The following is a 25,639-nucleotide window of genomic DNA, read 5'->3' as shown; positions in this document are numbered from 1 at the left end:
ATTCCTCAACCAGATCTTTCAATCAGATCCCTCAATCAGATCCCTCAGCAGGCAAACCATGACCACAACGATTACACTCCAAACCCCCAAGGATATTTCGCTCGGGGAAATTGAGGCAGAGTTAAACAAGATTTGGCTGAGTCAGGGATCCGGTGATGCGGCGATCGCCACAAGAGCCGCCACGTTCTGCATGGTGGTTTATGAGCCGGAGGAGTTTCAGCAGTTGTTGGGTTCCCTGGGGTTTTATAAGGGGGCGATCGATGGGTTGCATGGCCCCGACACCCGTAATGCCATCAAGTTGGCCCAGTCGGCCTATGGGTTTCGGGCAACCGGGCGCGTGGATATGGACACCCTGCGGGCCTTGCGCGAAGACCACGTGAGCTTTGGGCAAACGCGCTCCCCCAATTTAGATTTGCGCGGGGCCACCGTCAGCGATGCGATCGCGGCGCAAAATCCTTCTCGGATCATTGCCCTTTGTCCCACCCTGGGGCCCGATGAAGGGGTAACTGCCCAAGTGTCCGCCTATTGCCCCGTGCAAAAGAGCAAGAGTCGGAATTTGGTTTGCTGCGAATACATCACGCTGCGCGGAACCAAGGAGGCCCTGGAGCGGGTTGCCGATTTGGTGGTGTCGTTGTTGATTCCTGATTTGCCGAAGTTTGCCTGGTGGAAGGCCACGCCCAATCCTGAACAGGGCCTGTTCCAAACCCTGGCGGAAACGGCCAATTGCCTGATTTTGGATTCGTCTTACTTCAGCGATCCCGAGGCGGAATTTTTGAAAATTCAGTCGCTGATTGATCAGGAAACCTACATTGCTGATTTGAATTGGCACCGGTTGTCCCTCTGGCAGGAGCTGACGGCGGCTTCGTTTGATCCCCCGGAGCGGCGGATGTGGCTGGGGGAGGTCGATCGAATCTCGATCGATTACGAAAAAGGCAGCGCGGCCCAAGCGTTGATGTTCCTCGGGTGGTTTGCGAGCCGCCTGGGGTGGGAGCCGATCGCCTATCGGGCCACGGGCGGCGACTATGACTTGGTATATGTGGATTTTGAACGCGGTGACGGGCGATCGATCCAAGCAGAATTGGCCGCCATTCCCACGGCCGATGTGGGTGAAATTCCGGGGGATTTGATTGGGCTGCGTTTGGCTTCCACCAATCCCAATGCTGACTGTGCCACGATTCTTTGTTCAGAAATGACGGGCTGTATGCGGATGGAGGCGGGGGGCAGTGCCCAATCGGCCCGCACCGAGCAGGTGACGGCTTTGCCCGACCAAAAGGCAGAATTGCTGATGGCCCAACAGCTTCAGCGTTGGGGCCGGGAGGTGCTGTATGAAGAAAGCATGGCCGTCACCATCAAAATTCTGCAATTGCGGTAGCCCAGAAAAGACCGACTAACGATCGACCAACGATCGACCAATCATCGATTCACGGTCGCCTAGCGGTGGCCTAACAGTCGCCGGTTTGTTCGCAAGCGCCGATGCTGACCCAGTTGCTGGAACCATCGGCCCAAAATTCTTTTTTCCAAATGGGGGCGTTGTGCTTCAGTTGGTCGATCGCGTAGCGGCAGGCCTCGAAAGCTTCCGATCGATGGGGAGACCCGATCGCCACCAGCACGCTGATTTCGCCAATTTTTAGCTTGCCGATCCGATGGTGAATCACCACCCGATTCACCACGGGCCAGCGTTGGCGAATCTGGGCGGCAATTTGCTGAAAGATAACGATCGCCATGGGTTCGTAGGCTTGATAATCCAGGGCCACCACGGGTTTGCCGTCTGTTTCTTGGCGCACAGTGCCATTCATCACCACGATCGCGCCGTTGGCCGGGTCATCGGCCAAGCGATATACCGCGTCCAGCGAAAGGGGCGCAAAGGTAATGGCGAAGGAGTCGCGTGAGTCGGCCAGGGGCGCGGCTTTGGCAAGGGGAGACGGCACGGACAACATGGCTCTGATCAGGCTCGATCGGGAACGGCGACTCCTGCTATCCTAACGCCTGGCCTTGGACGATCGACACCAATGGCGAGATGGAATCCTAGAACAGATCCATCAGCCGTTCTTAGCTTGCGGTTATCCTGAGCTTGAAGTCAGCCTTAAGCTGGCTTAACCGGCGCTTGAGCTGGCCGCGTCCTCGAAGCGATCGATGATCCCGCCGCCGAGCAACACTTCACCCCGATACCAAACGGCCGCTTGACCCGGCGTGACGCTGAATTGTGGCTCATCAAACACCAGCTTCACCCGATCGCCCCCCTCTAAGGGCACGATCGTGACCGGCACGGCGGGCGATCGGTAGCGAATTTGCACCTCCGCGTGAATGGGGGTGCGGGGCGGAGCGATCGACACCCAATTCACACGGCTGACCGTGCAACTGGGGCGGGTGGCTCGATCGCGCGTGGCCACCACCACTCGATTTCGCACCGCATCCAGCGCCACCACGTAAAGCGGTTCCGGCGCTGAAATGCCAATGCCCTTGCGCTGCCCGATCGTGTAGTGATGAATGCCTTCGTGTTGGCCCAACACCTTGCCATCGAGATCCACAATCTCGCCCGCCTTGGGGGTGATGTACTTGTCGAGGAAGGCCTGCATGGAACCATGGGCCTCAATCAGGCACAGGTCTTGGCTTTCGGGCTTGTCAGCCACATGCAGCCCAAACTTGCGAGCAAACTCCCGGGTTTGGGCCTTGTCATATTCCCCCAGGGGAAAGAGCACCGCGCCCAACACGTCCTGATCCAGGTCGTAGAGGAAATAGGATTGATCCTTGTTGCGATCGAGCGCCCGCAGCAATTGATAACGCCCTTGATCCGGGTCGTAGTCCGTGCGGGCATAGTGACCGGTGGCAATGCGATCGGCTCCCAATTCCTCGCGGGCATAGCGCAACATGGGGCCAAACTTCACCGCCTTGTTGCATTGGGAACAGGGGAGCGGCGTGGTGCCGCTTTGGTAGCCATCCACCAAATAATCAATGATGTAGCTTTCAAAGGTGTCGCGAATATCCACCACATGGTGGGTAATGCCCAATTTTTCGCAGAGTTGGGCCGCGTCCACCATGCCTTCCGAGCAGCATTGGCCCTTGCCGCGCATCAACCAAAGGGTGACACCCAGGACTTCAAACCCCTGCTCTTTCAGCAACACGGCCGTGGTTGAACTATCGACTCCACCGGACAAACCGACGGCGACTTTGGAATGGAGGGTGGCGTTGCTCATGGCGCGACGAAAGCTGACCCAAGGGGTGTTTTCAACGGGGCGTTTCCTATGATATGGGCGATCGCGGATCTTGCGGATCCAGACCGACTCCAAAAAAATGGCGAATTCCGGACGAATTTTCCTGGCCGGTGCGGTCTGGTTGCCTGGCAATTGCTGGCGTTAGGGGGCAACTTCCACGCCTGATCGGGCCCGATAAACCGCCTGCACGTTGTACCAGTTGAGGAAAACCCGAGCCACCTCCAGGGCCAGTTGCGGCCGACCCCGATCGATCAACCATTGCAACAGGGGGCGAAGCGTGCGCTCGTTTAAGCGGCCGCCCAAGGACAGCAACCCCCACAGGGCCACATGCAGCCAGGTCATTTGAATCATCAAGCGTACATTCCAGGTGGGATGCTTGCGATAAAACTCAATGCCCATTCGGCCCCGTTCCATTTCTCGCCGAATCAGGCCCGGAATCTCATCGAGGCTGAAGGGAGGATGCCAGTGATAGCCCACGGCTTCCGGACAGGGAATGAGGCGCACGCCCAAAGCCTTGAGCCGCACCCCCAATTCCAAATCTTCCCAGCCATAGAGGGTAAAGCGCTCATCAAAGGCCCCCGCACGATCGAGCCAATGCTTCGCGATCGCCACATTTCCCGTCGCAAAAAAGGCACGGGAAAGATCCGTGATCTTGAAGGGTTCAGCGGTGGGATCGTCAAAATTGCAAGTATTCACCACCCGCCCGTAGGTGAAATAGGCATCACTACCCGATCGGGTCTGAGCCGCCGCCAGCGCTTGGGCATGGCACTGCAAAAAATCCTCCAGCACCACCAAATCGCTGTCAATGAAGACGATCGTATCTCCCTTGGCCACCCGCAAGCCTCGGTTCCGGGCCGCAGCGGGCCCGCCATGATCCTGCTCAATTAGGCGCACATGGGGCAGGCGATCGCGCGACTCCGACAGCCAAGCCACCGTGCCATCCGTCGAGCCATCATCCACCACCACAATTTCATAGCCCGCGATCAGGTCGGGGCTATGCCACCGTTGATGCTCCATGGCCAACAGGCACTTTTGGAGGATGGGCAAGCGGTTATAAGTTGGAATGATGACACTAATAAACACAAGTGGGGGCAAGACCGGGATCTATGGTTGATTGCTTTCTAGGATTGATTGTAGAAGGGGGGCTTGGAAAGGGGGTGCTCAAGGAGGGGGAAATTCTGGAGGAGAAGGCTGGGGTTCAACGATTGCCCAAGGATTCCATCATCCGCCACCAACGCCCCAAGGGCCAGGACACCACCGGCGACCACAAACTGCTGAGAATCGCAGAACAAAGCGTGACCTTTTGATGCAGCGCCCACACGTCGCCCGCGTCGCGGCCGTAGAGATAGGCAAATTGGGCCGCCATCGTGGTTTCCGAAACCGCCACCAAAACAAAGGTGGTTAGGGGAATCATCACCCAGGCCGTGGTGGTGGCGCGTTGGTGGATGCGGGCCGTCAGCAGGGCTACCAGGGCCAACCCCCAAACATGGCTGGGCCAAAACTCCGTCATCCCATCCTGAAGCAGGCCCGCCACCACGCCACCGAAGATGGCCACCCACCAGGGGCGACCCACACTCCAGCTCACAACCCAAATTAGGGGCCAGTCAACGCCTACCCCCAGTAGTTCCAGTCCGGGTAGCCGCAGCGGCGTAAGGGCAGCGCAAAGTAACAAGGAGCCGGCCGAAACGGCAACGTTAATCGCCACCTGCACCAGCACAGGGTAGCGATCGAGAATATCGCGTAGTTGGGGTTTTTGCTTGATTCCGTTCAAGGCCTAGACGGCAACCATGCCGATCGAATCAATGGTGGGCTAATCAAGGGTGGGTTAGTTGGCCGATGCGCGGGGCGTTGCGGGCGGCTTGGGTGCTGGGTTGGTTCCGGAATTGGGGTTAGGCTTGGGGTTCCCCGATCCGCTGGGCGTTGCGGGGGCGGGTTCCTGGAACTGCTGAAAGAGTTCTGGGTTATGGGGCAAGACAGTCACCCATTCCAACGTGCTCAGGGGAGCGGATAGTTCCACCACCGCTTCCGGGGCGAGGGATTTCTTGGTGTCGATCGCGACGATGCGCCCGATCGGCAAGCCCGCTGGGAAGAATTGACTGTAGGCAGAGGTGACGATCGCGTCGCCTGGTTTCACATCGGGCAACTTGTCAAAAAATTCCACCGTTGCCGTGCGATCGCTCTTGCCCCGGAGATAACCCATATAGCGCGATCGGGTCACCGAGATGCCAATGCGGCTGCCGGGATCGCTAACCAACAGCACCCGGCTGGTGTGGGTAGTCACGGCCGTGACACGGCCCACCACGCCCCCGGGAGCCATGACGATCGCCCCCTGTTGAATGCCATCGGCTGTGCCGCGGCCCAAGGTAATTTGTTGCCACCAGCGATCGGCACTGCGGCCAATGACCGGCGATGCAATGCCCTCCACGGGCAGAGTTTTACGGTAATTCAGCAGGGTTTGCAACTGAGCATTGCGGCTCTCCACCTCCTCAAGCCGCTGCTGAAGTTCACGGACTCGGGCATCCGCGAGGTCACTTTGAGAAGGTGCTCCCAGGTGCAGGGGCAACGTCAAGGCCCGGTAGGCTTCCACCAAAAAACCGGCCCGGCTCTGTCGCACACCAAGGGCTAAGCCCAGTGCAGCGACGGCTAGGACTGCCTTTAGCCAATTGCGCCCCCACCATCGTCGAACGTCATACACGACCAGCGCTCCGTTCTAGAAATTGAGTGGCTTGCTTGCCCACGAAAGTTGCTGATTAATCCTGAAATTAAGGGGTTTGTTGGCGGGTCGGCTCCAGAATTTGCGGTGATGCATTCCGGGCTACTTCCGTCTAACCAAGGTGGGCGACCCGTGATTGGCCATGACGAACGGTGGTTGGTAAGGGCCAATCGATACCGGTTAAGGAAACGGTGAATTGGGGTCAACCAAGATTCAGTGCAGTGCAGGCTGAGCAATGCAAGCTGAACGACAGAAGCTGAACAGTGCAGGCTCAGGCTGAATGCAAACCGGACTCAAACAATGCAACGCAGAGGCAAGCTATGCAACGCAGGCTTGAACTGCACCTCCACCTTAGCGGAGGTCAGGTGCTTCAGTCGGTCTTAGAGATTACGCGAGCTGCCACTAAAGACCCGCTCTAATTGTTTGAAGTTTTCGAGAACGCGACCGGTTCCCAACACCACACAGCTCAGCGGATCGGGAGCCACGTGAACCACGATGCCCGTTTCATGGCTGATCAGGGTGTCTAGGCCCTTGAGCAGTGCGCCGCCGCCCGCCAGCATAATTCCCCGATCGATGATGTCTGAGGCCAATTCCGGCGGGGTTCGTTCCAAAGTCCGCTTCACGGCTTCCACAATCACCGACAGCGGCTCCGACATGCTTTCGCGCACTTCGCCCTGTTTTACGGCAACGGTGCAAGGCAGACCGGACAGGAGGTGCAGTCCGCGCACTTCCAACACCACGTCATCTTCGTTGCTGGGGTAGGCAGAGCCAATTTGGATTTTGACTTCTTCCGCCGTCCGTTCCCCAATGACGAGGTTGTGGACTTTTTTCATGTATTGGGTGATGGATTCGCTGAGTTCATCGCCCGCCACGCGCACGGATTCGCTCAACACCGTTCCCTGCAAGCTGAGAACGGCAACTTCAGTTGTGCCGCCGCCGATGTCTACGATCATGTTGCCGGTGGGTTCCGCCACGGGCAGACCGGCCCCGATCGCAGCTGCGACCGGTTCATCAATCAAGTAAACGTCTCTGGCTCCGGCTTGATGTGCCGCTTCCATGACGGCTCGCCGCTCCACGCCGGTCACGCCGCTCGGAATTCCGATCACAATCCGGGGTGGCACCAGGGCTTTGCCTTCGTTGACGCGCCGAATGAAGTGCTTCAGCATCAACTCCGCTGTGTCGAAGTCGGCAATTACCCCGTCACGCAGGGGCCGCAGGGCCATGACGTTGCCGGGCGTTCGACCCAACATCTTTTTGGCATCTTCGCCAACCGCTAGGGGGACTCGCTTGTCTTGATCGATCGCCACGACGGACGGCTCTTGGAGCACGATGCCCTTGCCGGACACATACACCAAGGTATTGGCCGTCCCGAGGTCGATGCCCATATCCCGAGACAAGGAGAAGCCATTAAAAAGACCCACGTTTTAAGCCCCCACAAGGTCAGGAACTGAAGTTGCTTCGCCAAAAATGACTGTACCGGTGACAGTCGAGCTGGATTCTATTACGTTTTGTACCAGCCGTCTATCCCTGAGTTGGGCGATCGCCCGGGCCGTTGAAACCCTCCTCTCAGTTGCAGGCAGGCTATTTAAAAGAAGCGATGGCATGGTGTGTGGCGATCAGTGGCGATCCGGTAAGTTATGCGCTGGATTCTCTGGATCTTTCCAAGGAGTACGGGGGCGAATCCTGATGGATTTGCAACCAGCTTTCCTGAAGATTTGGGTCTGAGATTTCGGCTTGCCTAGGGATTTGGGAGGAGATTTTGGCCGGGAATCCCTAGGTTTACAAGGAATGGGAAAACAAACGAATTGACAGGGCGTTGGAGAAAAACCGGCTCAGGCAGAGATTGGAATGGGATGAGGAGATAGCTGCCGAATCTGGACTGGTCTTGCCACCAGTCTAGCGTTGATTAGTCCTCAGTCTCGAAACGGGGGGCGATGCAAGCATTCGGCAGCAGCAACATGGCATCTCCAAAGGAGTAGAACCGGTAGCGATCGGGGTAGGGATCCGCTGGCGCATCCAAGGCAGCCTGATATAGCTCCAAGAGACGGGCCCGCCCCACAAAAGCCCCCACCAGCATCATCAAGCTCGATCGGGGTAAGTGGAAATTGGTGATCAGACCGTCCACAACCCGCCATTGATAGCCGGGATAAATAAACAGATCTGTTTTGCCGCAAAACGCTTCCACTTGGCCATGGCGTGCGGCGGACTCCAGGGTTCGCACCGCCGTTGTGCCCACCGCAAATACCCGACCGCCATTGGCCCGAGTCGTCCGAATTTTTTCGGCCACCTCCTCGGACAGCAGGGCCCATTCCTCATGCATTTTGTGGGCGGTGATATCTGGGCTGGCCACGGGCCGAAACGTTCCCACGCCCACATGCAGCGTCACGAAAGCCCGCCCTACACCAGCGGCACTCAGGCGATCGAGTAATTCTGGGGTAAAGTGCAAGCCGGCCGTGGGAGCCGCCGCCGAACCAGGATCGCGGGCATAAACCGTTTGGTAGCGATCGGGCGGGGCCGCCGAATCGGTAATGTAGGGCGGCAGTGGCATTTCGCCCCAAGCATCCAGAATTTCCAGCAGGGAGTTGACCCCTGGCGGCAACTGAAACCGTAGCAGGCGGCCCCCCGTGTTCCGGTCAACGGCCACCACTTCGGCGGACAGTTTGGCGACTGTCGGAGTTGTTGTCGGAGCTGCTGTCAGATTCGCCTGTGCCATGCCGGGCGGTGGGTCAAATTCAATTTGGGTTCCCACCAGCAGTCGCTTGCCGGGCCGCACCAGGGCCAGCCAGCTATCGGGCGATCGCGCTTCCAGCAACAACACTTCCACCGCCGCTCCGCTGGCCTTGTGGCCATGGAGCCGAGCTGGAATCACGGAAGAATCATTCATCACCAACAGATCGCCGGGTCTTAAGAATTCCAGCAAATCGCGAAACTGTCGGTGAACAATCTCGTGGGGCGAGGTGGCCACCAGCAATCGCGATCGATCGCGGGGTTCTCGCGGATTTTGGGCAATTCGATCATTGGGTAGCTCGTAGTGATAGCCGTCCAGCGATCGATCGGGGTCGTTGATGTATCCCATAAAAAGGGAATAGTCACGTTTTGTAAGAATCGCTTAAGATTTTAAGTCAAGAAACGTAAATCTTGAGAGAATATTAAATGTATCGATCGCTTGGAAATCCAAGCTCGGGCCATGGAATACCTCTACCGCTTCGCCAACGCCAGTCTAACGCTCCGAGCGATCGAGCATGTCAGCACCTCCTGGCGCTCCTCTCTGCAATTTGTCACCGTTCTCCATCAGATTGATGGATGGATTTTGCGTCTCAAGTTGTTTTCGCCGCTCATTTCCAAAGCCCACCTCGATTTGCAAGCCTTTTTGCAAGAATTAGGCTCGCCTTACTTGCCCTCGCCGCAGCTCAAAGTTGTGCTCTGGAGCCTTGAATTGGGTCAATCTCCTATTTCCGTCATGGAACGTCATCAGGTAGCCGTCATTTCCCACGGTCGTCCGGACAAGGAAGAAATAGAGGAATTCTGCAAGCAATTTATTGCTGGTTTGGGTTACTGCCCCGCAACCCTTGCTTGATGAAGAGGCTATTGTCTTTTCTATCAGGGCCAAAGCGGCTGATGTTTCTTAAAGCTCAAACCTGAAGGACAGCCACTTTGCTCCCTGATTTTTAGGTTCAGGAATTGTGGTCTCTGCTCTCCGAATGACTGCTAAGAATCAGGAAAGTTAGGACAAATCCCGGAAACCCCAAAGAGATTGATCAATCAATAAATAATGGGGATGAATAATTATCATGGGCGATCGCAACGATCCCCAACCATGATAACGACCTCACCCCCTGCCCATAGTCACCTGAAAGATCAGCGCTAAATTCTGAACAATACCTTGACTGAGATTCATTCTTGAAGTCATTTGCCAAATAATAAAACAACTTAATTATTGCCTTGATTGTTTTTGAAGATTGACCAATTTGATCGGGTTTATACTTAAAATCTGACCATCAAAACTTATGAAAATCCATGAATTCTCATGAGAACAAGCCGATAAAGATCAAATCAAAATAAAATCAAGATAAAATTAAAATTATTGAATTTGAATGATTATTTGGATAATATAAATTAAAGCAAAAATTAAGCAAAAAACATGAAAACGCACCTGAAAATCTTTGATAAATATCTGGAATACCTAAAAGATCAATTTTGACCCGAAACAAAATTGACTTGATCGCGATTTGCACCAATAGGGGCTAATTGACCGCGAATTGCCGGTTCTGCGCGGTTCCAGACAAGACAGACCATTAGACTAGAGAAGCAAGCCTTACGGATTGGGCGTTGGAGCGATCGCCCTGTGTGATTGTTCATTGTGATTGTGCATTGCGGTCACCCATGGGCCGCGATCGCTCCGAAATTGGTCGCCCGATCGGGTCTTCTGCAACCGCCACCCAACTCGATTTGATTGCGATCCATGCAAAGCCTTGAAACGAAAACCTCATCAAACCCAGCGCTCTATAGTCTCGCGGACTGGCAGCGGGGCTATGAATCTCAACCCCAAGAGTTTGAGACCTGGATTGATGACATTGAAGGGAAAATTCCCGACAACCTTACCGGCACGCTGTTTCGCAATGGGCCCGGCCTGCTGGATGTGGCCGGCGAGCCGATCGGACATCCCTTTGACGGGGATGGGATGATTTGCCAAATTACCTTCCAAAATGGTCGGGCCCATTTTCGCAATCGGTTTGTGCGCACCGAGGGCTATTTGGCCGAGCAGGCAGCCGGCAAAATCCTCTATCGCGGCGTGTTTGGCACGCAAAAGGCCGGCGGTTGGCTGGCGAATTTGTTGGATCTGAAGATTAAAAATATTGCCAATACCCATGTGATGTATTGGGCCGATCGACTCTGGGCCCTGTGGGAAGCGGCCGAACCCCACCGCTTGGATCCGGAAACCCTGGAGACGATCGGGCTGGATTCGATCGATGGACTGCTGCAGCCCGGCGATGCCTTCGCTGCCCATGCCCGCATTGATCCTGGTACGGTTCCCGGCGCGGCCGAAACAGCCACCGGAGCCAACCGCTGGGCCATGAGTCCCAACTCGGCGGGCGATCGGCGCTTCGTGAACTTTGCCGTGAAGCCCGGCCTTTCCACCAACATCACGATCTATGAATTAGACGAAGCGGGAAAACTCGCCAGCCGCCAAACCCGTAGCGTGCCGGGATTTGCCTTTTTGCATGATTTTGCCATCACTCCCCATTGGTGCATCTTTTTCCAAAATCCCGTCAAATTTAATCCGCTGCCTTTCATGCTGGGATTCAAAGGGGCGGGGCAATGCCTGGAATTTGACCCCAAACAACCCACTCGGGCCCTGCTGATTCCTCGGGATCCGAGCCAAGCGGTGCGCGTGCTGGATGTGCCGCCTTGCTTTGTGTTTCACCACGGCAACGCCTTTGAAAGCCCCGATGGTCAACAAATCACGATCGATTCCGTTTGCTATGACTCGTTCCCAACCCTGGAACCGGGCGCAGACTTCCGATCGGTTGATTTTGGCAGCCTGCCGGAAGGACAGCTTTGGCGATTTGAAATGGACTTGACCACCGATCGGGTGCGATCGCACTGCATCGAAAGTCGCTGCTGTGAATTTCCCAGTTTGCACCCCAATGCCGTGGGCCATGAACATCGCTACCTATATATCGGGGCAGCCCGATCGCCCCAAGGCAACGCGCCCCTGCAAGCGGTGTTGAAATTGGATTTGCAAACGGGCGATCGGGCCCTGTTTGACCTGGGCGCGCGGGTTTTTGGCGGTGAACCTCTGTTCGTTCCCAATCCCCAAGCCACCCAAGAGGACGATGGTTGGGTGTTGCTGCTGGCCTACAATGCCGAGCGCCATGCCTCCGACCTGATTATTCTGGCCGCTCAGGATCTGTCCCTGGTGGCTCGGTTGAAACTCAAGCACCATGTTCCTTATAGTCTGCATGGTAGCTTTGTGCCCCAGGTGTTTGGCATCGCAGACTAGAGATCGCAAATCTAGAAATTGCAGAGCTAGAGATCGCAAATCTAGAAATTGCAGAGCTAGAAATTGCAGATTAGAACCGGAAAAACCCGATCGACTGGGCTGAACCATTTGAGCTGGGTGATTTGAGCTGGGTAATTGCCCAGCCAAGACCCAGCCCGGTGAACGGTTTCAACCCATCGACCAAGACCAACCAGCAAACTTGTCCCTGCACGGGATGCACAGATTTTGCGATACCCTAGAGGGCGGCTGTTTTGCTCGCCAGAAGTTGTTTTAATCGGCTGGCCGGTGGCGTGCGATCGCCCCAGTCTGCCGCCAACAACCGTGCAATCGCCAAGAACCGAGAGAAGCACCAAGAGAAAGCACTGCAATCATGGCTTACCAACTTCCTGCCCTGCCCTACGATTACACGGCGCTGGAACCCTACATCAGCAAGAACACCCTGGAGTTCCACCACGACAAGCACCACGCCGCCTACGTCACCAACTACAACAAGGCCGTTGAAGGGACTGAGCTGGACGCACAGCCGATCGAAGACGTAATCAAAGCCATTGCTGGTGACGCATCCAAAGCTGGCATCTTCAACAACGCTGCCCAAGCCTGGAACCACAGCTTCTACTGGAACTGCATTAAGCCCAACGGCGGCGGCCAACCGGCCGGCGCACTGCTGGACAAAATTGTGGCTGACTTCGGCAGCTTTGATGAATTCGTGACCCAATTCAAAGCCGCTGGGGCTACCCAATTCGGTAGCGGTTGGGCTTGGTTGGTGCTCGATAACGGCACGCTCAAGGTGACCAAAACCGGCAACGCCGAAAACCCCATGACCGCCGGCCAAATTCCCCTCCTGACCATGGATGTTTGGGAACATGCCTACTATTTGGATTACCAAAATCGCCGTCCCGACTACATCAGCGATTTCGTAACCAAGCTGATCAACTGGGAGTTTGTGGCTGAAAACTTCGCCAAAGCTGCCTAGTTGTTGCCTCGGAACCTTGGGGTTTTTGAATTTTTCCGATGATTTAGCCCCCAATGGATTCAATGCTTTTTTCCTTTACCTGTTTGGTTACAGGTTTGGCAAAAAGTTGATCTGCTGAATCATCTAAATCGTCCCTGGCCGACCCAAGATAGTTTGGGTCGGCATTATTTTTGGTTTTCCCGAAGGTCAAATTTCAATCACCCTGAACAATCAATTCGGGTGAAAAATGACCTGAAAAAAAACGTCCCGCACCGCTCAGGCTTGGGACGCGTCGCTGAATTGTCGCATTTAACATAGCAGACGACGATCGCCCAAAGACGGATGCCAGTTGTTTGCAATCCTTAATTGGCAATTGTGGTCTTGTTATTTCGGCTGCCCTATGCCCGCAAAATAACCCTTTCAGCCGATCGAATCCGACCCGACATTAGGGGTTAAATTCCGGGCAAAATTTCAAAGCGGGCAGCTCCCGCGCCCGATCGACCCGCGATCGGCTCAGGCATCTGCGAACCTGCGAACCTGCGAACCAATGATCCCGATCGATCGCGCCTAGGGAACCGGCGAGGCAATCAGGGCCGCCCCGATCGCCTCAGCCCCCACGCCGGGCACAAAGGCCAAGAAAGCATTGCTGCTGCCCGCAATACTCATCATGGTTCCAGCTTGACCGTTGAGCGTAAAGGGCGCATAGGCCACGGCCGAGGGAGAGAATCCATCCGTCAAACCGATGCGATCGACCCCTGGGGTGAAGTCCGTCAAAATATCCGTCACTTCCGGCGTGGGCGCAGGGGTGCTCGTCCGCAACACAAAGATATCGGCTCCATCGCCCCCGGTCAGTTGATCTCGTCCCCGATCGCCCGACAGGATGTCGTCACCAGGGCCACCAATCAACACATCAAACCCAAAACCACCCCGCAGCAGGTCATTGCCCGCCCCGCCATCCAGGGTATCTGGGCCAATCCGCCCGGAAATTTGGTCATTGCCCGCGCCCCCTTGCAAGACATTCGGCAAGGCATTGCCCAAAATTTCATCAGTACCAGCCGTGCCAACCACGTTTTCCAAATTGGCCCCAATCCCAACGACCCAGCCGTAGCCCATGTCCTGGTAGTCGGGGCCGGTCGGTTCGTTTTTGCCCTTGTAAATACGTGCGCCCAAGGCAGAACGCTCCGTCAAGCGGCCGTTATCGATCAGATCAAACAGGTAATCGCCTGCCGGGAGGGCCGATGCGTCCACCGTGTCATTGCCCCCACCATCCCAAATCGCTTGCACCGTGCGTAGATTACTGGAATCTAGGCGATAGGTGGTGTTTTCTGCCCGTGAACCGCGATTGGTGCCATACAAGAACTGCAACGCGGCAATATCCAACGCCATCAGCGTTGAAGGATCCGCAAATCCCTTGTCCTGCTGAGCATCGCCGTTGTAGCTCATGACCGTGTTCACGATATTGTCGCGAGCCGAGTCAAGAAACGGTTCTTCACCTGCGTTTTCTGCGGGTTGGCCAGGATCCTGGTTGGCGGTGGCGTTGTAGTTTCCGGGGTGCTTCAGGCCCAAGGCGTGACCAATTTCGTGGATCAGCGTCGAGTAGCCATAGCTGCCGGGGCCGGAGGTAAAGGCCGTGCTCGGGTCGCTGTTGTTTGCGGGCTGGAGGTGAACTGCGCCGCCCCGCTCGGAATTGCTGGGATAGTAGGCGTAAGCATTGCCCTCTGGCCCTGGTCCCTGGGAGTAAACGATCCGTACCTTGCTGTCTGCGGAGTCCGCCACTTCCACAAAATTCAGCGGCACAATTTCGCTGTAGTGGCGAAAGATTGCCCGCACGTTGTTTTTAACGGACTCTTCGACCTCTTGGATGTTGGTTTCATCCGAACCGGCGTTGTAAGTGCTAGCGGTGGCAGGGGAAATGAAGCTGTAGGTGATAGTGCCGCCGGGGCCCACGGGCCACTTGTCGGGAGCGCCTGAGTCAGTGGTGGCGATGATCGTATCCACCACGGGCGAACCGCTGCCAGCCGCTAGGGGGCGGGTGGGGGCTGAGCTGCTGTTGGTGCTGCCACCCCGGGCCGATCGACAGGCCCGGCAACTGCAACGGGAAGATTCAGGAGCAGTGGGGAGAGAGGCGGGTGCGAGAACAGAGTCACTGAGAGAGAAAGTGGTCATAAAAATAATGAACGGTTTAACATCCCTTCAACCATTCATCCATTCATAGAAATCCTTTCTGTGAATGCCAAGGTAAAAAGGAAAGTGTTGCTATCCGTAAAGGAACGAATCCTAAATGGATGTTTTGTGGGGAGCTGTGATTAGTCCCTTTCCTTGAATTGGATCATTAGGGACGCAAGGTGATTGAGGCGATGATTGAGGCTCTCAGAATGCTTGCTCTGGAGTAAATTGACCCGAGAAGCTGGAGATTTTGTGGGGGCAATATCAGGCTAGGGTTCTGGCCAAAGGGTGCCTAGGGTGATGCTGAGGCTCCAATCGGCATCGGTCAGCAAGGCTCCGCGTAGGTCGGCGCGACAGAGGTTCGCTCCGTGCAAGTTGGCCCCTCGTAAGTCGGCCCCTTGCAGGTTGGCATCGCTGAGATTCGCCCAGGCAAAGTCTGCACCAACCAGGCTGGCTCCGGACAGGTCGGCTTCGGCCAGTTGGGCGGCGGCCCAGTGGGAGCGATCGCCCCGTAATTCTCGGGCCTGGAGGCCGTGGGCTTGCAGTTGCCCAAATTCGGCCCCCAAGACCAAGGCGCGATCGAGCAGGGCCCCTTGCAAGATTGCCCCTTGGGCACGGGTGAAGGCCCAGGTCGATCGCGCCAGTTGTCCGCGACTGAGGTTGGCTCCCCGCAGGTCAGCTTCGGCCAGGTTCACGCCGGCCCAACTCACATCCCGCAAGTCTGCGTGGCGCAGGTCGGCTTGGCGGAAGTTGGCCGCAATGGCTTGGCTGTGGCGTAACTGAATTCCGAAGCCCTGCATCCCGATCGCCCGTAAACCGAGACCTTGCAGATGGGAACCGTTGGCCCCTTGCAAGTCGGCGCGATCGAGAATTGCTTGCTGGAGTTGGGCCCCGGCCAAGTCCCACTGGGGCAAACTCCAACCGCTCAGATCTGCACCGCGCAAGTCGGCAGGCCGATCGCCCTGTTGTGCCCGCCAATCGGCCCACTGTCGAGGCGATCGGGCCAAATACATAAGATCCGCTGCGTCTGCCACGATCGATTGCTACTCCTTTCGGGTCAGGAGCACCGGGGTGCGGCCATCGTTGCCGTCATCCCGATCGCGTCCAGAAACATGGGCGATCGCATCCTCAACCGCTGCCACCGCCGCCAAAATATCTCGCTCTTCGCCCCCGAGGTACATCCGCCCAAAGCTGCCCACCGCCGTGATGTGCAGAATATTGATCAACGCGGCCTTTTCCGCCTCGTTGGCGGCCAGGGCCGCATAGGCCGCCGGTTCCACCTCAAAAACATAGAGGGTCTGACCCGCCAGCAGCATGTTGCCACGGCTGGTGCGGTTAATTAATTGCGCCTGGTGAGGATCAATATTGCGGATGATTTGGCTGGAGATGACGCGGGGCTTGAGGCGATCGCTCTCCCGCACTCCCAAAGCCTGCAAAATGGCCCGGCCCGCTGTCAGGGTTTCCCCTTGGCGGCTGGAGTGAATTTCTAACAGGCCATATAACCGTTCCACAAACTGCACGCCGGGCCGCACGGAGGTGGCCTTGAGGGCCACATCGGTGATGCGGTTGATTTCAATCCCAGGCGATACTTCAATCCAAAGGGAACTGTCCCCGGGGAGCGGCAAGAAGCCGATCGCCACTGTGCCAATGTAGGCCGCATGTTGGGGTTGCAGGCGATCGAGATAAACGTAGCTTCGGAGTTCGATACCCAAGGAGGAGGCTGGCTTCCGCAGCGGGGGCAATGGCCGGAATCTGTGGGCAATCCACGGGCTTCATTGTGCCAAGGGGCCGGCCCCAACACAAGGCCGATCGCCCAAGGTGGGGGAACAGCGGGCGATCGGGCCAGAAAATTAGGCTAGCTCGCAAAATCCCCCGCCAAAGGGAAGATTTTGGGGGGAAAACTTCCGGGTAGAATGTCGATCTATGCCTGCGCAATCCCTGTCTCTTGCGCCGTTAGTTAATGCCCGTGTTATCGCGTTTTCGTACTGCTGCCAGCGCTGGCACTTTTTTGGTGACTGCCGAGGTGATGCCACCGAAGGGCAGCGACACTAGCCACATGTTGGTCATGGCCGAGCAGTTGCAACCTTGGGTTCATGCGGTGAACATCACCGACGGCAGCCGGGCCGTGTTGCGGATGTCTTCGTTGGCGGCCGCGAGCTTGCTGTTGCAACGGGGCATTGAACCCGTGTGGCAGGTGGCCTGTCGCGATCGAAACCGAATTGCCCTCCAAGCGGATTTGATGGGGGCCCATGCCCTGGGGATTCAGAACGTATTGGCCCTCACGGGTGACCCGGTGAAGGCCGGTGACTTTCCCGAAGCCCGCAGCGTCTTTGACTGGGAAGCGGTGCGCCTGTTGGAAGCGGTGAAGCGGCTCAACCAAGGGCAAGATGCGACCGATCGCCCCTTGGAAAATAGCGGAACGGATCTCTTTGTTGGAGCGGCGGTGGATCCCCAATGCAAGAGTTGGTCGGGGGTGCAGCGGCGTTTTCAGCGCAAATTAGCTGCCGGGGCCCAGTTTTTCCAAAGTCAATTAATTTCTGACTTCGATCGCCTGGATCAGTTCATGACCCAGGTGGCTGCCGGTTGCGGAAAGCCAATTTTGGCGGGGATCTTTCTGCTGAAATCAGCGAAAAATGCGGAATTTATCAACCGCAATGTGCCCGGCGTAGAAATTCCTCAGCATTTGATCGATCGCCTGGCTCGGGCCCAAGATCCCTTACGCGAGGGCATGGCGATCGCCGCTGAACAGGTGGCCATGGCCCGCCAAATTTGTCAGGGAGTCCATCTGATGGCGGTGCGCCGCGAGGACTTAATTCCCGAAATTTTGCAGATGGCTGGTTTGGAACCCGTGACCCCGCCCGCCCAGCCGATCGACAGCAATGGCCAGCCCAATGGCCATGCCCATAGTCATCCCAACAACCATTCAGGCAGCCCCTTAGGCAGCCAGTCGGGCAGCCAGCCAACCGATCAGATCACTGATCAAACCACCGGCCAAGCCACCGGCAATAGTTCATCCCCTTCCTTGACCTCTACCTCCTTTTTGCATCCATGAGCACCCCTGATGATTGGCTCGAAGTGGGCAAAATAGTTGCCCCCCAAGGTCTGCGGGGGGAACTGCGGGTCTATCCCGACTCCGATTTTCCAGAACGATTTATGGAGCCGGGCCAACGCTGGTTGTTGCCGCTGGGGGCCAAGCTGGGGCGGGACGAACCCCAACCGGTACGCCTGTTGAGCGGTCGGTATCTGAATAAGCAAAACCTGTATGTGGTGCGGTTTGCGGAAGTGGTCGATCGCACCAGTGCTGAAAACCTCCGGGGAGCCAAGTTGCTGGTTTCGGCCCACAGCCGCCCTCCCTTGGAAGCGGGGGAATATCACCTGATGGACTTGATGGGCATGGAGGTGTTTGATCAGGTGCAACAGGCCCCGATCGGGCAGGTGGTGGGCCTGGCGACCGCTGCTCAGGATCTGTTGCAAGTGCAGCTCACGGACTCGGAACAGGTGATTTTGATTCCCTTTGTGGATGAAATTGTCCCGATCGTTGATCTAACAACCAAGCGTCTGGAAATTGTGCCCCCCCCTGGTCTTTTGGATTTGTAATTCCAGCGGATAAATTCAACCCGAAACCTGCTTGCTGTTGGAATGTTGACCGATCACGCCGATGATGCTCAAGGTGCGATCGGGGCAAGCGCTCTTGGGGGAATTGTCCGGTTGGCTGAATCCTTGGCGGGCAAAGAGGGGAAAGTTAGGCTAGGCGATAATGGCCCCAGCCGATCGCCCTGTGGATTGGCTCCCGACCTGGGCCCGATGGCTGGCCAGGTCGATCGCTCGTCGCTCATTGGTTTTTCATCGTGACCTCAGAACAACACCCCCGTCCCCAAACCCCAACGACGATCGCGGTTTTTTATCCGTTTTTTGCGGGTGGGGGAGCGGAAGCCGTGACCCTGTGGATGTTGAATGCGTTGCAGGCAGACTATGACCTGACGTTATTTACACTGACCCCGATCGACCTCAATCGGTTAAATCAACTCTATGGAACCCAACTTTCCGATCGGGTCAAGGTGCGCTATTGCATCCCGGCTCCCTTCAAGAATTTGGTGGAATTTCTAATCGCCAATAGTCAATTTTTTCGCAAGTTTTTTTGCCACTTTTGCATCCGATTTTTCAAGAAATTTAGTCGGCAATATAACTTGGCGGTTTCTGGCTATAACGCGATTGATTTGGGTTGCGATGGGGTGCAATATGTCCATTGGGTGGGTGTCTTAGAAAACCGAAATTTCTATTGGGTTTCGCAGTTTTCGGAAGCCAGAATGCGGCGCAATTGGTCGATCGCCAATTCACGGATGGTGGCCACGGTCACCCAAGAGCGTTACGGTGGCCAACCGGTGGTGGTTTATCCGCCCGTGGCCGTGGATGCGCCGACGGTGGCTTGGCCCGATCGCGAGGAAGCTTTTATCTGTAGTGGGCGCTTGACCAAAGCCAAGGAACCGCATCGGGTGCTGGAAATTTTGAAGCGGGTGCGCGATCAGGGTTTTCCGATCAAGCTCTATTTCACGGGCGGCGGTGGCGGGGTTTATGGTCAAAAATATCGGCAGTTTTTACAACAAAAAATTGATGAAAATGCTGATTGGGTGACCCTTTACGAAAACTTGAGCTATGCCGATTATGTGAATGTGCTGTCCCGTTGCCGCTACGGACTCCACTGGAAAAAGGAACCCTTTGGCATCTCGATCGCGGAAATGGTGAAGGTGGGAACTATTCCCTTTGTGCGCGATCGGGGAGGTGGTCAGGTGGAAATTGTTGGAGAACAGAACAAAGAATTGATGTTCGCCAATGACGAGGAAGCGGTGGCTAGAATTGTGGCGCTGCTGTCCTCTTCAGAGCTGCAAAATCGAATGCGATCGGCCCTTGAAAAACAGGCTCAACTGTTTTCAACGGAGCAGTTTTCCCAGGATATTCGGCAAGCCATTGAAACCTATTTGAAGCAGCGCTCTTGATCGATATTTGATCCATTTTGATCGATACCTGAAAGGGTGTCTGAAAAGTCGCGATCGCTCAGGTCAGGGTTGGGAGACCCAACCCCTACGGTGATCTTGGTTTCGTTGGCTGCGGGTCACGATCGATTCTGTTCCGGTTGCCTCGTCCATTCCGCTGGGCCGGCTGAATCAACATAGGTTGTCGAAAGCCTTGCCCAGTTGCCAAGCCTTTCGACCTGGTAGGCGACACGCCTTAAGCTAGGAGAGCGCTAGGCGAGTGGGGTTAATCAACGGTCCATGCTGCTGTCATTGCGGATTGAAAACTTTGCGCTGGTGGATGCGCTGGAAGTGACCCTTGGGCCCGGGCTGAATGTGCTGACGGGAGAAACGGGCGCGGGCAAGTCGATTATTCTCGACGCGATCGAGGCGGTGTTGGGCGGGCGCATCACGGCCCGATCGATCCGCACCGGCTGCGATCGGGCAGAAATTGAGGCGACCTTTGCTATTGATCGATCGCTGCGGGCCTGGCTGGAAGCGAGGCAATGGGACATGACGGGCGATCGGCTGGTTTGCAGCGTGGAAATTGTCAGCAGTCCCGGCAATGGCGACGGGGGCAAAGGCGGCCGCAGCACGGTGCGCAGCCGGTTTCGCTGCAACGGGCAACCCATCCCCAAAACCCGCATGGCCATCCTGCGCGATCGACTGGTGACCATTGCCGCCCAGGGACAAACGGTGCAATTGCTGCAAGCAGAATCCCAGCGGGATTGGCTGGATGAGTTTGGCGGCGCACCGATTTTGAAGCAGCGATCGGCTGTGGCCAAGGCCTATGACCGGGCCCAGGAATTGTGGTTGCAACTGAGCAGCCGCCGACAACAGGAAGCCCAGCGACAACAACAACTCGATCTCTATCAATTCCAGTTGCAAGAGCTGATGGCGGCGGCCCTCACGGAAGCACAGGAACTGGCTGACCTGGAGCAAGAGCGCGATCGCCTGACCCATGTGGTGGATTTGCAACAGCAGAGCTACCAGGCCTATGAGTTGCTCTATGCCGGGGCCGACGATGCGGCTTCCTGTGCGGAACTGTTGGGCAAGGCGGAAGCCCTATTGGAGCGATCGGCCCGGTTCGATCGACAGGTGGAAGCCATTTTGGAGATGGTGACCAGCGCCCTCACCCAAGTCACGGAGGCGGGGCTGCAAATCAACGCCTACGGAGCCAGCCTGGAAAGCGATCCCGATCGGCTGGAGTGGGTGGAGGGGCGAATCATGCAACTCAAGGCCCTTTGCCGGAAATATAACCTCGACCTGGGTGCGCTGATTGCGCGGCGCGATGAGCTGGAACAGTGGGTGGCGGAGTTGACGGACGGGGGGCAATCCCTGGAGGCCTTGGAGCACCAATACCAAGCGGCCTATCAAGCCCTCGAAGCCGAGTGCGATCGCCTGCATCAACTGCGTCGCCGGGCCGCGCGGGATTTGGAAACGCAACTGGTGGCGGAATTGGTTCCCCTGGCCATGGAGCGGGTGCAGTTTGCTGTGGAGTTTGGGCGGGTTTCTCCCTCGTCGGCCGGGTTCGATCGAATTACCTACACCTTCAGCCCTAACCCCGGAGAACCCTTGCAACCCTTGAGCGAAACGGCTTCCGGTGGGGAAATGAGCCGCTTTTTGCTGGCGTTTGAAGCCTGTTTTTCCCAGGTGAGCCAGGTACAAACGGCGATTTTTGATGAAATTGATGCGGGGGTTTCCGGGCGGGTGGCCCAGGCGATCGCCCAAAAGCTCCATCACCTCAGCCAAGATCACCAAGTTCTGTGCGTGACGCACCAGCCGATTGTGGCGGCCATGGCCGATCACCACTTCCGCGTGGCCAAAGTGACGATCAGCACCCCCCTGGCCGAATCGATCACTGACCAAAATGATGCAGAAGGAATCCGAACCGTGGTGCGTCTCAGCGCTTTGGGATCAGAACATCGCCGGTTGGAGCTGGCCCAACTGGCCGGGGGCCTCGACGGCCCAGCGGGTTCCACGGAAACCCTGGCGGCGGCTAATGCCTTTGCCGATTCCCTGCTCGATCGAGCCGCCCGGTTGCGCCAGGGCGATCGGCCCCCACGGGCCCCGCGCCGCCTCCCTCGAAAAACGTCGTAAAATCAACGACAATCTCGACTCCTGAATCCCTCTATGGTCAGAGTAGCGATCAACCCGTCATCCCAAAATGGCTTTTCAACGCTGGATCGCCCATTCTGGATCGCCCGTTTTGTTTGATCGCCTCTTGGACTCCCACAACCACGGCTTCATTCATGGCCCCGGGCCTAAGCCACCGAAGTTGCCCCCTGAGGAAAATAGAATAAACAGACTACACTAGGGCGTAAAAACAATGCTTCGGATTGCATCCCTGAAGCGATCGCCCTAGACCCGTGGACTCAAAAACGCCACGATCCACGCCAATTCTCAGGTTCGGGCAATGGTCTTCAAAACCAATTGCGAACCGGTTAATCACTGGTGACTCATCCAGTAGGGCGATCGATCATCAGCCGCTCCCGGCAGTTGTTTCAGTTCCGTGATTGTTTGAGGTTTCTTCGCACCCATAATCTCCACCCACCGCTGACCCATTTCCCCGCGCACCCTATTTGCACCCCATTCAAGTTACTTCCCTGCTGATTCTGCTTCGATCGCACCTTGACCCGCAGCGATAATCTCCCGAGCATCTATGGCCCCCTCGTCGCCTAAGCAACCGATCGCCCAAGCCACCATTCTCGAAGCCACCGTCGTGGATGTCGTCGCCACGGACTCCCGCGCTACCGAGGTTGTGACGGATAACACCGCTGCCACCCACGAGGCCAGCCGGCCCCCAGCCAATCCGCGCCCCTCCAGCAGCGGCGGCGGTGGGTTAGTGGTCTCGCGCCAAGGCGGGTTTAAGGCGTTCCTCGCACCCCTGAAGCGCGACACCTTTAAACAGGTGGTCACCGACGTGGAGGACAAGCTCCGGGTCGTGAACCAAACCCTCTCCATGTTGGACGTGCTCAACGACAACCAAGGGGGGTTTGAAACGGTTCTGGAGGAAATGCTCGAATCGATCAGCCTGAAAACCGGGGAACTGCTCAACGCCGATCGCACCACCATCTACCTGTTAGACGAAGAGCGCGGGGAACTGTGGTCGAAGGTGGCCAAGGGCGCACCCGAAATTCGGATTCCTTCCACCGTCGGGATTGCCGGAGAAGTGGCCACCTCCCGCAAAGTCATCAACATTCCCTACGACTTCTACAACGATCCCCGATCGGCCGCCGCCAAAAAGTTTGATCAGCAAAACCATTACCGCACCTACACCATGCTGGTAATGCCCCTGCTCAACGAGTTTGAAGAACTCGTGGCCGTGGTGCAACTGATCAACAAACTGAAGCCCGGCGTGGATCCGAGCACGGGACTGGCGGACAAAATTGATCTCGAAGGCTTCACCGGCCACGATGAACAGGTGTTTCGGGAGTTTGCTCCCTCCATCCGTCTGATTTTGGAGTCGTCGCGGGCGTTCTACGCGGCCATCAAACGTCAGCGGGCGGCCAATGCGCTGATGAAGGCCACGGAGGGCCTGAGCAAGAGCAGCTTGGACTTGGAAGAAACCCTGGCCAATGTGATGGATCAGGCCAAGGAACTGATGCAGGCCGATCGCAGCACCCTTTGGCTCTACGACGAAAATAAAAATCAGCTCTGGACCAAAATTCCGATCAACGGTCGGCCCACGGAAATTCGGATTGATGCGGCCAGCACGGCCTTCGCCGCCCAAGTGGCCCAGTCTGGTCAGCCCCTGCGGATTGACTTTGACCTGTACGATCGCCCCGATTCCGAAACCTCCAAACAAACCGACCAGCGTAGCGGCTACCGCACTTGCAGCATGTTGTGTATGCCGGTGTTTAATGCCGATCGGCACTTGATCGGCGTGACCCAGCTCATTAACAAAAAGCGCCAAGGCGAATTTCCCGCCTACGATCCCGCCGATTGGCCCGCTGCCCCCGAATGCTGGAAAGCCAGCTTTGACAGCAGCGACCAAGAATTCATGGAAGCCTTCAACATCCAAGCGGGGGTGGCGCTGCAAAATGCCAAGTTGTTTGCGGAAATCAAACAGCAGGAGCAAATGCAGAAGGACATTCTGCGATCGCTCTCCGATGGGGTGATTTCCACCGACAAAAACGGCAAAATCCTGGCCGCCAACGACAGCGCCAAAAAGCTGCTGGGTCTGGAGTCCGATGACGAATTGGAAGGGCTTTCGGTCACGGATGTGGTGCGCCTGAAGGCCAAGGCCGATCGGGAAGGGGGCGACAAGTTTAACCAGTGGGTGCAAGCGGCCCTTTCCGCCAGCGAGGAAAAAGCCCGCCGGCAATATTACCCCGACCAAACCTTGATGCCTTCGACCCTGATCGAAGCGCCGCCACCGCCCCCGGCCCCAACTCCCGTTCCCAAGCCCCCCGGCCTTGATGACGACCTGTGGGACGAGCCGACGATGATTGTTCCCGAGCCGGAACCGGAGGCCAAGCAGGAGGAACATAGCGTTAACCTGTCCCTGAACACGATCGCCGACGCGGCCGATCCCACCCAGGTGCGCGGGGCCTTGATCGTGATGGAAGATATCAGCGATGAAAAACGCCTGAAGAGCACCATGTATCGCTACATGACCCAAGAGTTGGCGGAACAGCTCCTGGCCAGTGGTGAAACCAAGATGGGGGGCGATCGCAAGGATGTATCGGTGCTGTTCTCCGACATCCGCAGCTACACCACCATCACCGAAAGCATGACCGCCGAAGAGGTGGTGGCCATGCTCAACGAATATTTCGAGTCCATGGTGGATGCGGTGTTCCAACACAAGGGAACCCTCGATAAATACATCGGGGACGCAATCATGGCCGTGTTTGGCTCACCGTTGCCCCTCGATGACCATGCTTGGATGGCGGTGCAAACGGCGGTGGATATGCGCCATCGGTTGGTGGAGTTCAACCTGAAGCGTCGTGAACAGGGCAAGAAGGAAATCAGCATCGGGATTGGTTTGCATTCCGATGAAGTGATTAGCGGCAACATTGGTTCCAGTCGGCGGATGGAGTTCACCGCGATCGGGGACGGTGTGAACCTGGGGTCTCGCCTGGAAGGGGCCACCAAGCAGTATGGCTGCGACATCTTGATTAGCGAAAACACCTATCGCAAGTGCAACCCCGATCGACTCTGGGCCCGCGAACTGGACTACATCAAAGTGAAGGGCAAGAACAAGCCCGTCTCGGTGTACGAAATCATCGCCATCAAAGAAGGGCCCCTGGCTCGCGAAGTGCCCCAAGCCAAGCTGGATATCCTGGATCACTACGGCCGCGGCCGGCGGCTCTATCTCGATCGGCAGTTTGCCCGGGCCATGGCCGAATTCGGCATGGTGTTGGAAATTAACAAGGACGAGAAAGCCGCCCAACTGCAACTCCAACGCTGTCAGCATTACTTGACCAATCCCCCCGAGGCCGAGTGGGATGGTGCATTCACCATGACCAGCAAGTAAATCCGGAAACGCTCGCGCAGTCTCGCAAAATATCGCGTAATCTGGCGCAATCTGGCGCAACCCGTTCCTAAACCCCACTGACCTCTCCGATTGGCTGGTTAATG

General features: G+C 56.7%; 19 protein-coding genes and 1 pseudogene. 10 read left to right on the top strand and 10 right to left on the bottom strand.

Translation table 11 applies throughout. The annotated features are described in order from the left end of the window. Nucleotides 1-58: 58 nt before the first annotated feature. Nucleotides 59-1,372, top strand: coding sequence for a glucose-6-phosphate dehydrogenase assembly protein OpcA (gene opcA, locus ACZA91_RS02570; protein ID WP_190353908.1), 1,314 nt, complete (start codon nt 59-61; stop codon nt 1,370-1,372). Between the two features lie 70 nt (nt 1,373-1,442). On the opposite strand, the gene ACZA91_RS02565 is transcribed toward opcA, so the two are convergent. The 7 genes from ACZA91_RS02565 to queA form a co-directional block, all read right to left on the bottom strand. After that, entirely contained in the window at nt 1,443-1,928 is a 486-nt protein-coding gene (locus ACZA91_RS02565; protein ID WP_370567087.1) for a molybdenum cofactor biosynthesis protein MoaE, read from the bottom strand. A 165-nt stretch (nt 1,929-2,093) separates the two neighbouring features. Then, complete coding sequence (mnmA, locus tag ACZA91_RS02560; protein ID WP_099533416.1) at nt 2,094-3,194, bottom strand: tRNA 2-thiouridine(34) synthase MnmA; 1,101 nt, start codon at nt 3,192-3,194, stop codon at nt 2,094-2,096. A gap of 159 nt (nt 3,195-3,353) precedes the next feature. After that, entirely contained in the window at nt 3,354-4,295 is a 942-nt protein-coding gene (locus tag ACZA91_RS02555; protein WP_463184528.1) for a glycosyltransferase family 2 protein, read from the bottom strand. 115 nt (nt 4,296-4,410) lie between these two features. Then, on the bottom strand, nt 4,411-4,983 hold the full coding sequence (mreD, locus tag ACZA91_RS02550) for a rod shape-determining protein MreD (protein WP_099533334.1): 573 nt from the start codon (nt 4,981-4,983) through the stop codon (nt 4,411-4,413). Between the two features lie 54 nt (nt 4,984-5,037). After that, nucleotides 5,038-5,907 (bottom strand): rod shape-determining protein MreC, encoded by an 870-nt coding sequence (gene mreC, locus ACZA91_RS02545; protein WP_463184527.1) that lies wholly within the window; start codon nt 5,905-5,907, stop codon nt 5,038-5,040. Nucleotides 5,908-6,305: 398 nt separating this feature from the next. After that, entirely contained in the window at nt 6,306-7,310 is a 1,005-nt protein-coding gene (locus tag ACZA91_RS02540) for a rod shape-determining protein (RefSeq protein WP_099533332.1), read from the bottom strand. A gap of 521 nt (nt 7,311-7,831) precedes the next feature. Next, nucleotides 7,832-9,001, bottom strand: coding sequence for a tRNA preQ1(34) S-adenosylmethionine ribosyltransferase-isomerase QueA (queA, locus tag ACZA91_RS02535; protein WP_463184525.1), 1,170 nt, complete (start codon nt 8,999-9,001; stop codon nt 7,832-7,834). Nucleotides 9,002-9,112: 111 nt separating this feature from the next. Between queA and ACZA91_RS02530 the strand changes: the two genes are divergently transcribed. The 3 genes from ACZA91_RS02530 (at nt 9,113) to ACZA91_RS02520 (ending at nt 12,902) form a co-directional block, all read left to right on the top strand. After that, entirely contained in the window at nt 9,113-9,502 is a 390-nt protein-coding gene (locus tag ACZA91_RS02530; protein ID WP_099533415.1) for a hypothetical protein, read from the top strand. An 885-nt stretch (nt 9,503-10,387) separates the two neighbouring features. Continuing rightward, a complete protein-coding gene (locus ACZA91_RS02525) occupies nt 10,388-11,929 on the top strand; it encodes a carotenoid oxygenase family protein (RefSeq protein WP_463184524.1) in 1,542 nt (513 codons plus the stop codon). Between the two features lie 370 nt (nt 11,930-12,299). After that, nucleotides 12,300-12,902, top strand: coding sequence for a superoxide dismutase (locus ACZA91_RS02520; RefSeq protein WP_099533328.1), 603 nt, complete (start codon nt 12,300-12,302; stop codon nt 12,900-12,902). Between the two features lie 546 nt (nt 12,903-13,448). Here ACZA91_RS02520 and ACZA91_RS02515 read toward each other — a convergent pair. The 3 genes from ACZA91_RS02515 to ACZA91_RS02505 form a co-directional block, all read right to left on the bottom strand. Then, nucleotides 13,449-15,047 carry a M10 family metallopeptidase C-terminal domain-containing protein gene (locus ACZA91_RS02515; protein WP_463184522.1) on the bottom strand — a complete coding sequence of 533 codons (1,599 nt, stop codon included), beginning with the start codon at nt 15,045-15,047 and terminating at the stop codon, nt 13,449-13,451. 269 nt (nt 15,048-15,316) lie between these two features. After that, nucleotides 15,317-16,081, bottom strand: coding sequence for a pentapeptide repeat-containing protein (locus tag ACZA91_RS02510; protein WP_463184521.1), 765 nt, complete (start codon nt 16,079-16,081; stop codon nt 15,317-15,319). A gap of 9 nt (nt 16,082-16,090) precedes the next feature. Further along, nucleotides 16,091-16,759 (bottom strand): hypothetical protein, encoded by a 669-nt coding sequence (locus ACZA91_RS02505; protein ID WP_099533414.1) that lies wholly within the window; start codon nt 16,757-16,759, stop codon nt 16,091-16,093. A 248-nt stretch (nt 16,760-17,007) separates the two neighbouring features. On the opposite strand from ACZA91_RS02505, the pseudogene ACZA91_RS02500 reads away from it, so the two are divergent. From ACZA91_RS02500 to ACZA91_RS02475, 6 genes and pseudogenes are all read left to right on the top strand, one after another. Then, nucleotides 17,008-17,910, top strand: a pseudogene (locus ACZA91_RS02500) (methylenetetrahydrofolate reductase); the annotation flags it as partial. A gap of 185 nt (nt 17,911-18,095) precedes the next feature. After that, on the top strand, nt 18,096-18,644 hold the full coding sequence (gene rimM / locus ACZA91_RS02495; protein WP_463184519.1) for a ribosome maturation factor RimM: 549 nt from the start codon (nt 18,096-18,098) through the stop codon (nt 18,642-18,644). A 42-nt stretch (nt 18,645-18,686) separates the two neighbouring features. Then, nucleotides 18,687-18,899 carry a hypothetical protein gene (locus ACZA91_RS02490; protein WP_463184518.1) on the top strand — a complete coding sequence of 71 codons (213 nt, stop codon included), beginning with the start codon at nt 18,687-18,689 and terminating at the stop codon, nt 18,897-18,899. Further along, complete coding sequence (locus tag ACZA91_RS02485; RefSeq protein WP_199312093.1) at nt 18,896-20,041, top strand: glycosyltransferase; 1,146 nt, start codon at nt 18,896-18,898, stop codon at nt 20,039-20,041. Before ACZA91_RS02490 ends, ACZA91_RS02485 begins: the two co-directional genes overlap by 4 nt. A 276-nt stretch (nt 20,042-20,317) precedes the next feature. Continuing rightward, nucleotides 20,318-22,156: a DNA repair protein RecN gene (recN, locus tag ACZA91_RS02480; RefSeq protein ID WP_190353891.1), complete on the top strand. Its 1,839-nt coding sequence runs from the start codon at nt 20,318-20,320 to the stop codon at nt 22,154-22,156. A 562-nt stretch (nt 22,157-22,718) separates the two neighbouring features. Then, nucleotides 22,719-25,535, top strand: a complete 2,817-nt coding sequence (locus tag ACZA91_RS02475; protein ID WP_199291401.1) for a GAF domain-containing protein — start codon at nt 22,719-22,721, stop codon at nt 25,533-25,535. Nucleotides 25,536-25,639 lie beyond the last annotated feature (104 nt).

This window comes from Limnothrix sp. CMB-01, from assembly GCF_055193175.1.
This window is presented reverse-complemented; position numbering and strand designations above follow the sequence as displayed.

Coding starts and splice junctions, on each gene's coding strand:
- mnmA (WP_099533416.1), bottom strand. CDS start 3,194: ATGAGCAACGCCACCCTCCATTCCAAAGTCGCCGTCGGTTTGTCCGGT.
- ACZA91_RS02540 (WP_099533332.1), bottom strand. CDS start 7,310: ATGGGCATCGACCTCGGGACGGCCAATACCTTGGTGTATGTGTCCGGC.
- ACZA91_RS02475 (WP_199291401.1), top strand. CDS start 22,719: ATGGCCCCCTCGTCGCCTAAGCAACCGATCGCCCAAGCCACCATTCTC.
- opcA (WP_190353908.1), top strand. CDS start 59: ATGACCACAACGATTACACTCCAAACCCCCAAGGATATTTCGCTCGGG.
- ACZA91_RS02490 (WP_463184518.1), top strand. CDS start 18,687: ATGTTGACCGATCACGCCGATGATGCTCAAGGTGCGATCGGGGCAAGC.
- recN (WP_190353891.1), top strand. CDS start 20,318: ATGCTGCTGTCATTGCGGATTGAAAACTTTGCGCTGGTGGATGCGCTG.
- ACZA91_RS02525 (WP_463184524.1), top strand. CDS start 10,388: ATGCAAAGCCTTGAAACGAAAACCTCATCAAACCCAGCGCTCTATAGT.
- queA (WP_463184525.1), bottom strand. CDS start 9,001: ATGGGATACATCAACGACCCCGATCGATCGCTGGACGGCTATCACTAC.
- rimM (WP_463184519.1), top strand. CDS start 18,096: ATGAGCACCCCTGATGATTGGCTCGAAGTGGGCAAAATAGTTGCCCCC.
- ACZA91_RS02530 (WP_099533415.1), top strand. CDS start 9,113: ATGGAATACCTCTACCGCTTCGCCAACGCCAGTCTAACGCTCCGAGCG.
- ACZA91_RS02520 (WP_099533328.1), top strand. CDS start 12,300: ATGGCTTACCAACTTCCTGCCCTGCCCTACGATTACACGGCGCTGGAA.
- ACZA91_RS02515 (WP_463184522.1), bottom strand. CDS start 15,047: ATGACCACTTTCTCTCTCAGTGACTCTGTTCTCGCACCCGCCTCTCTC.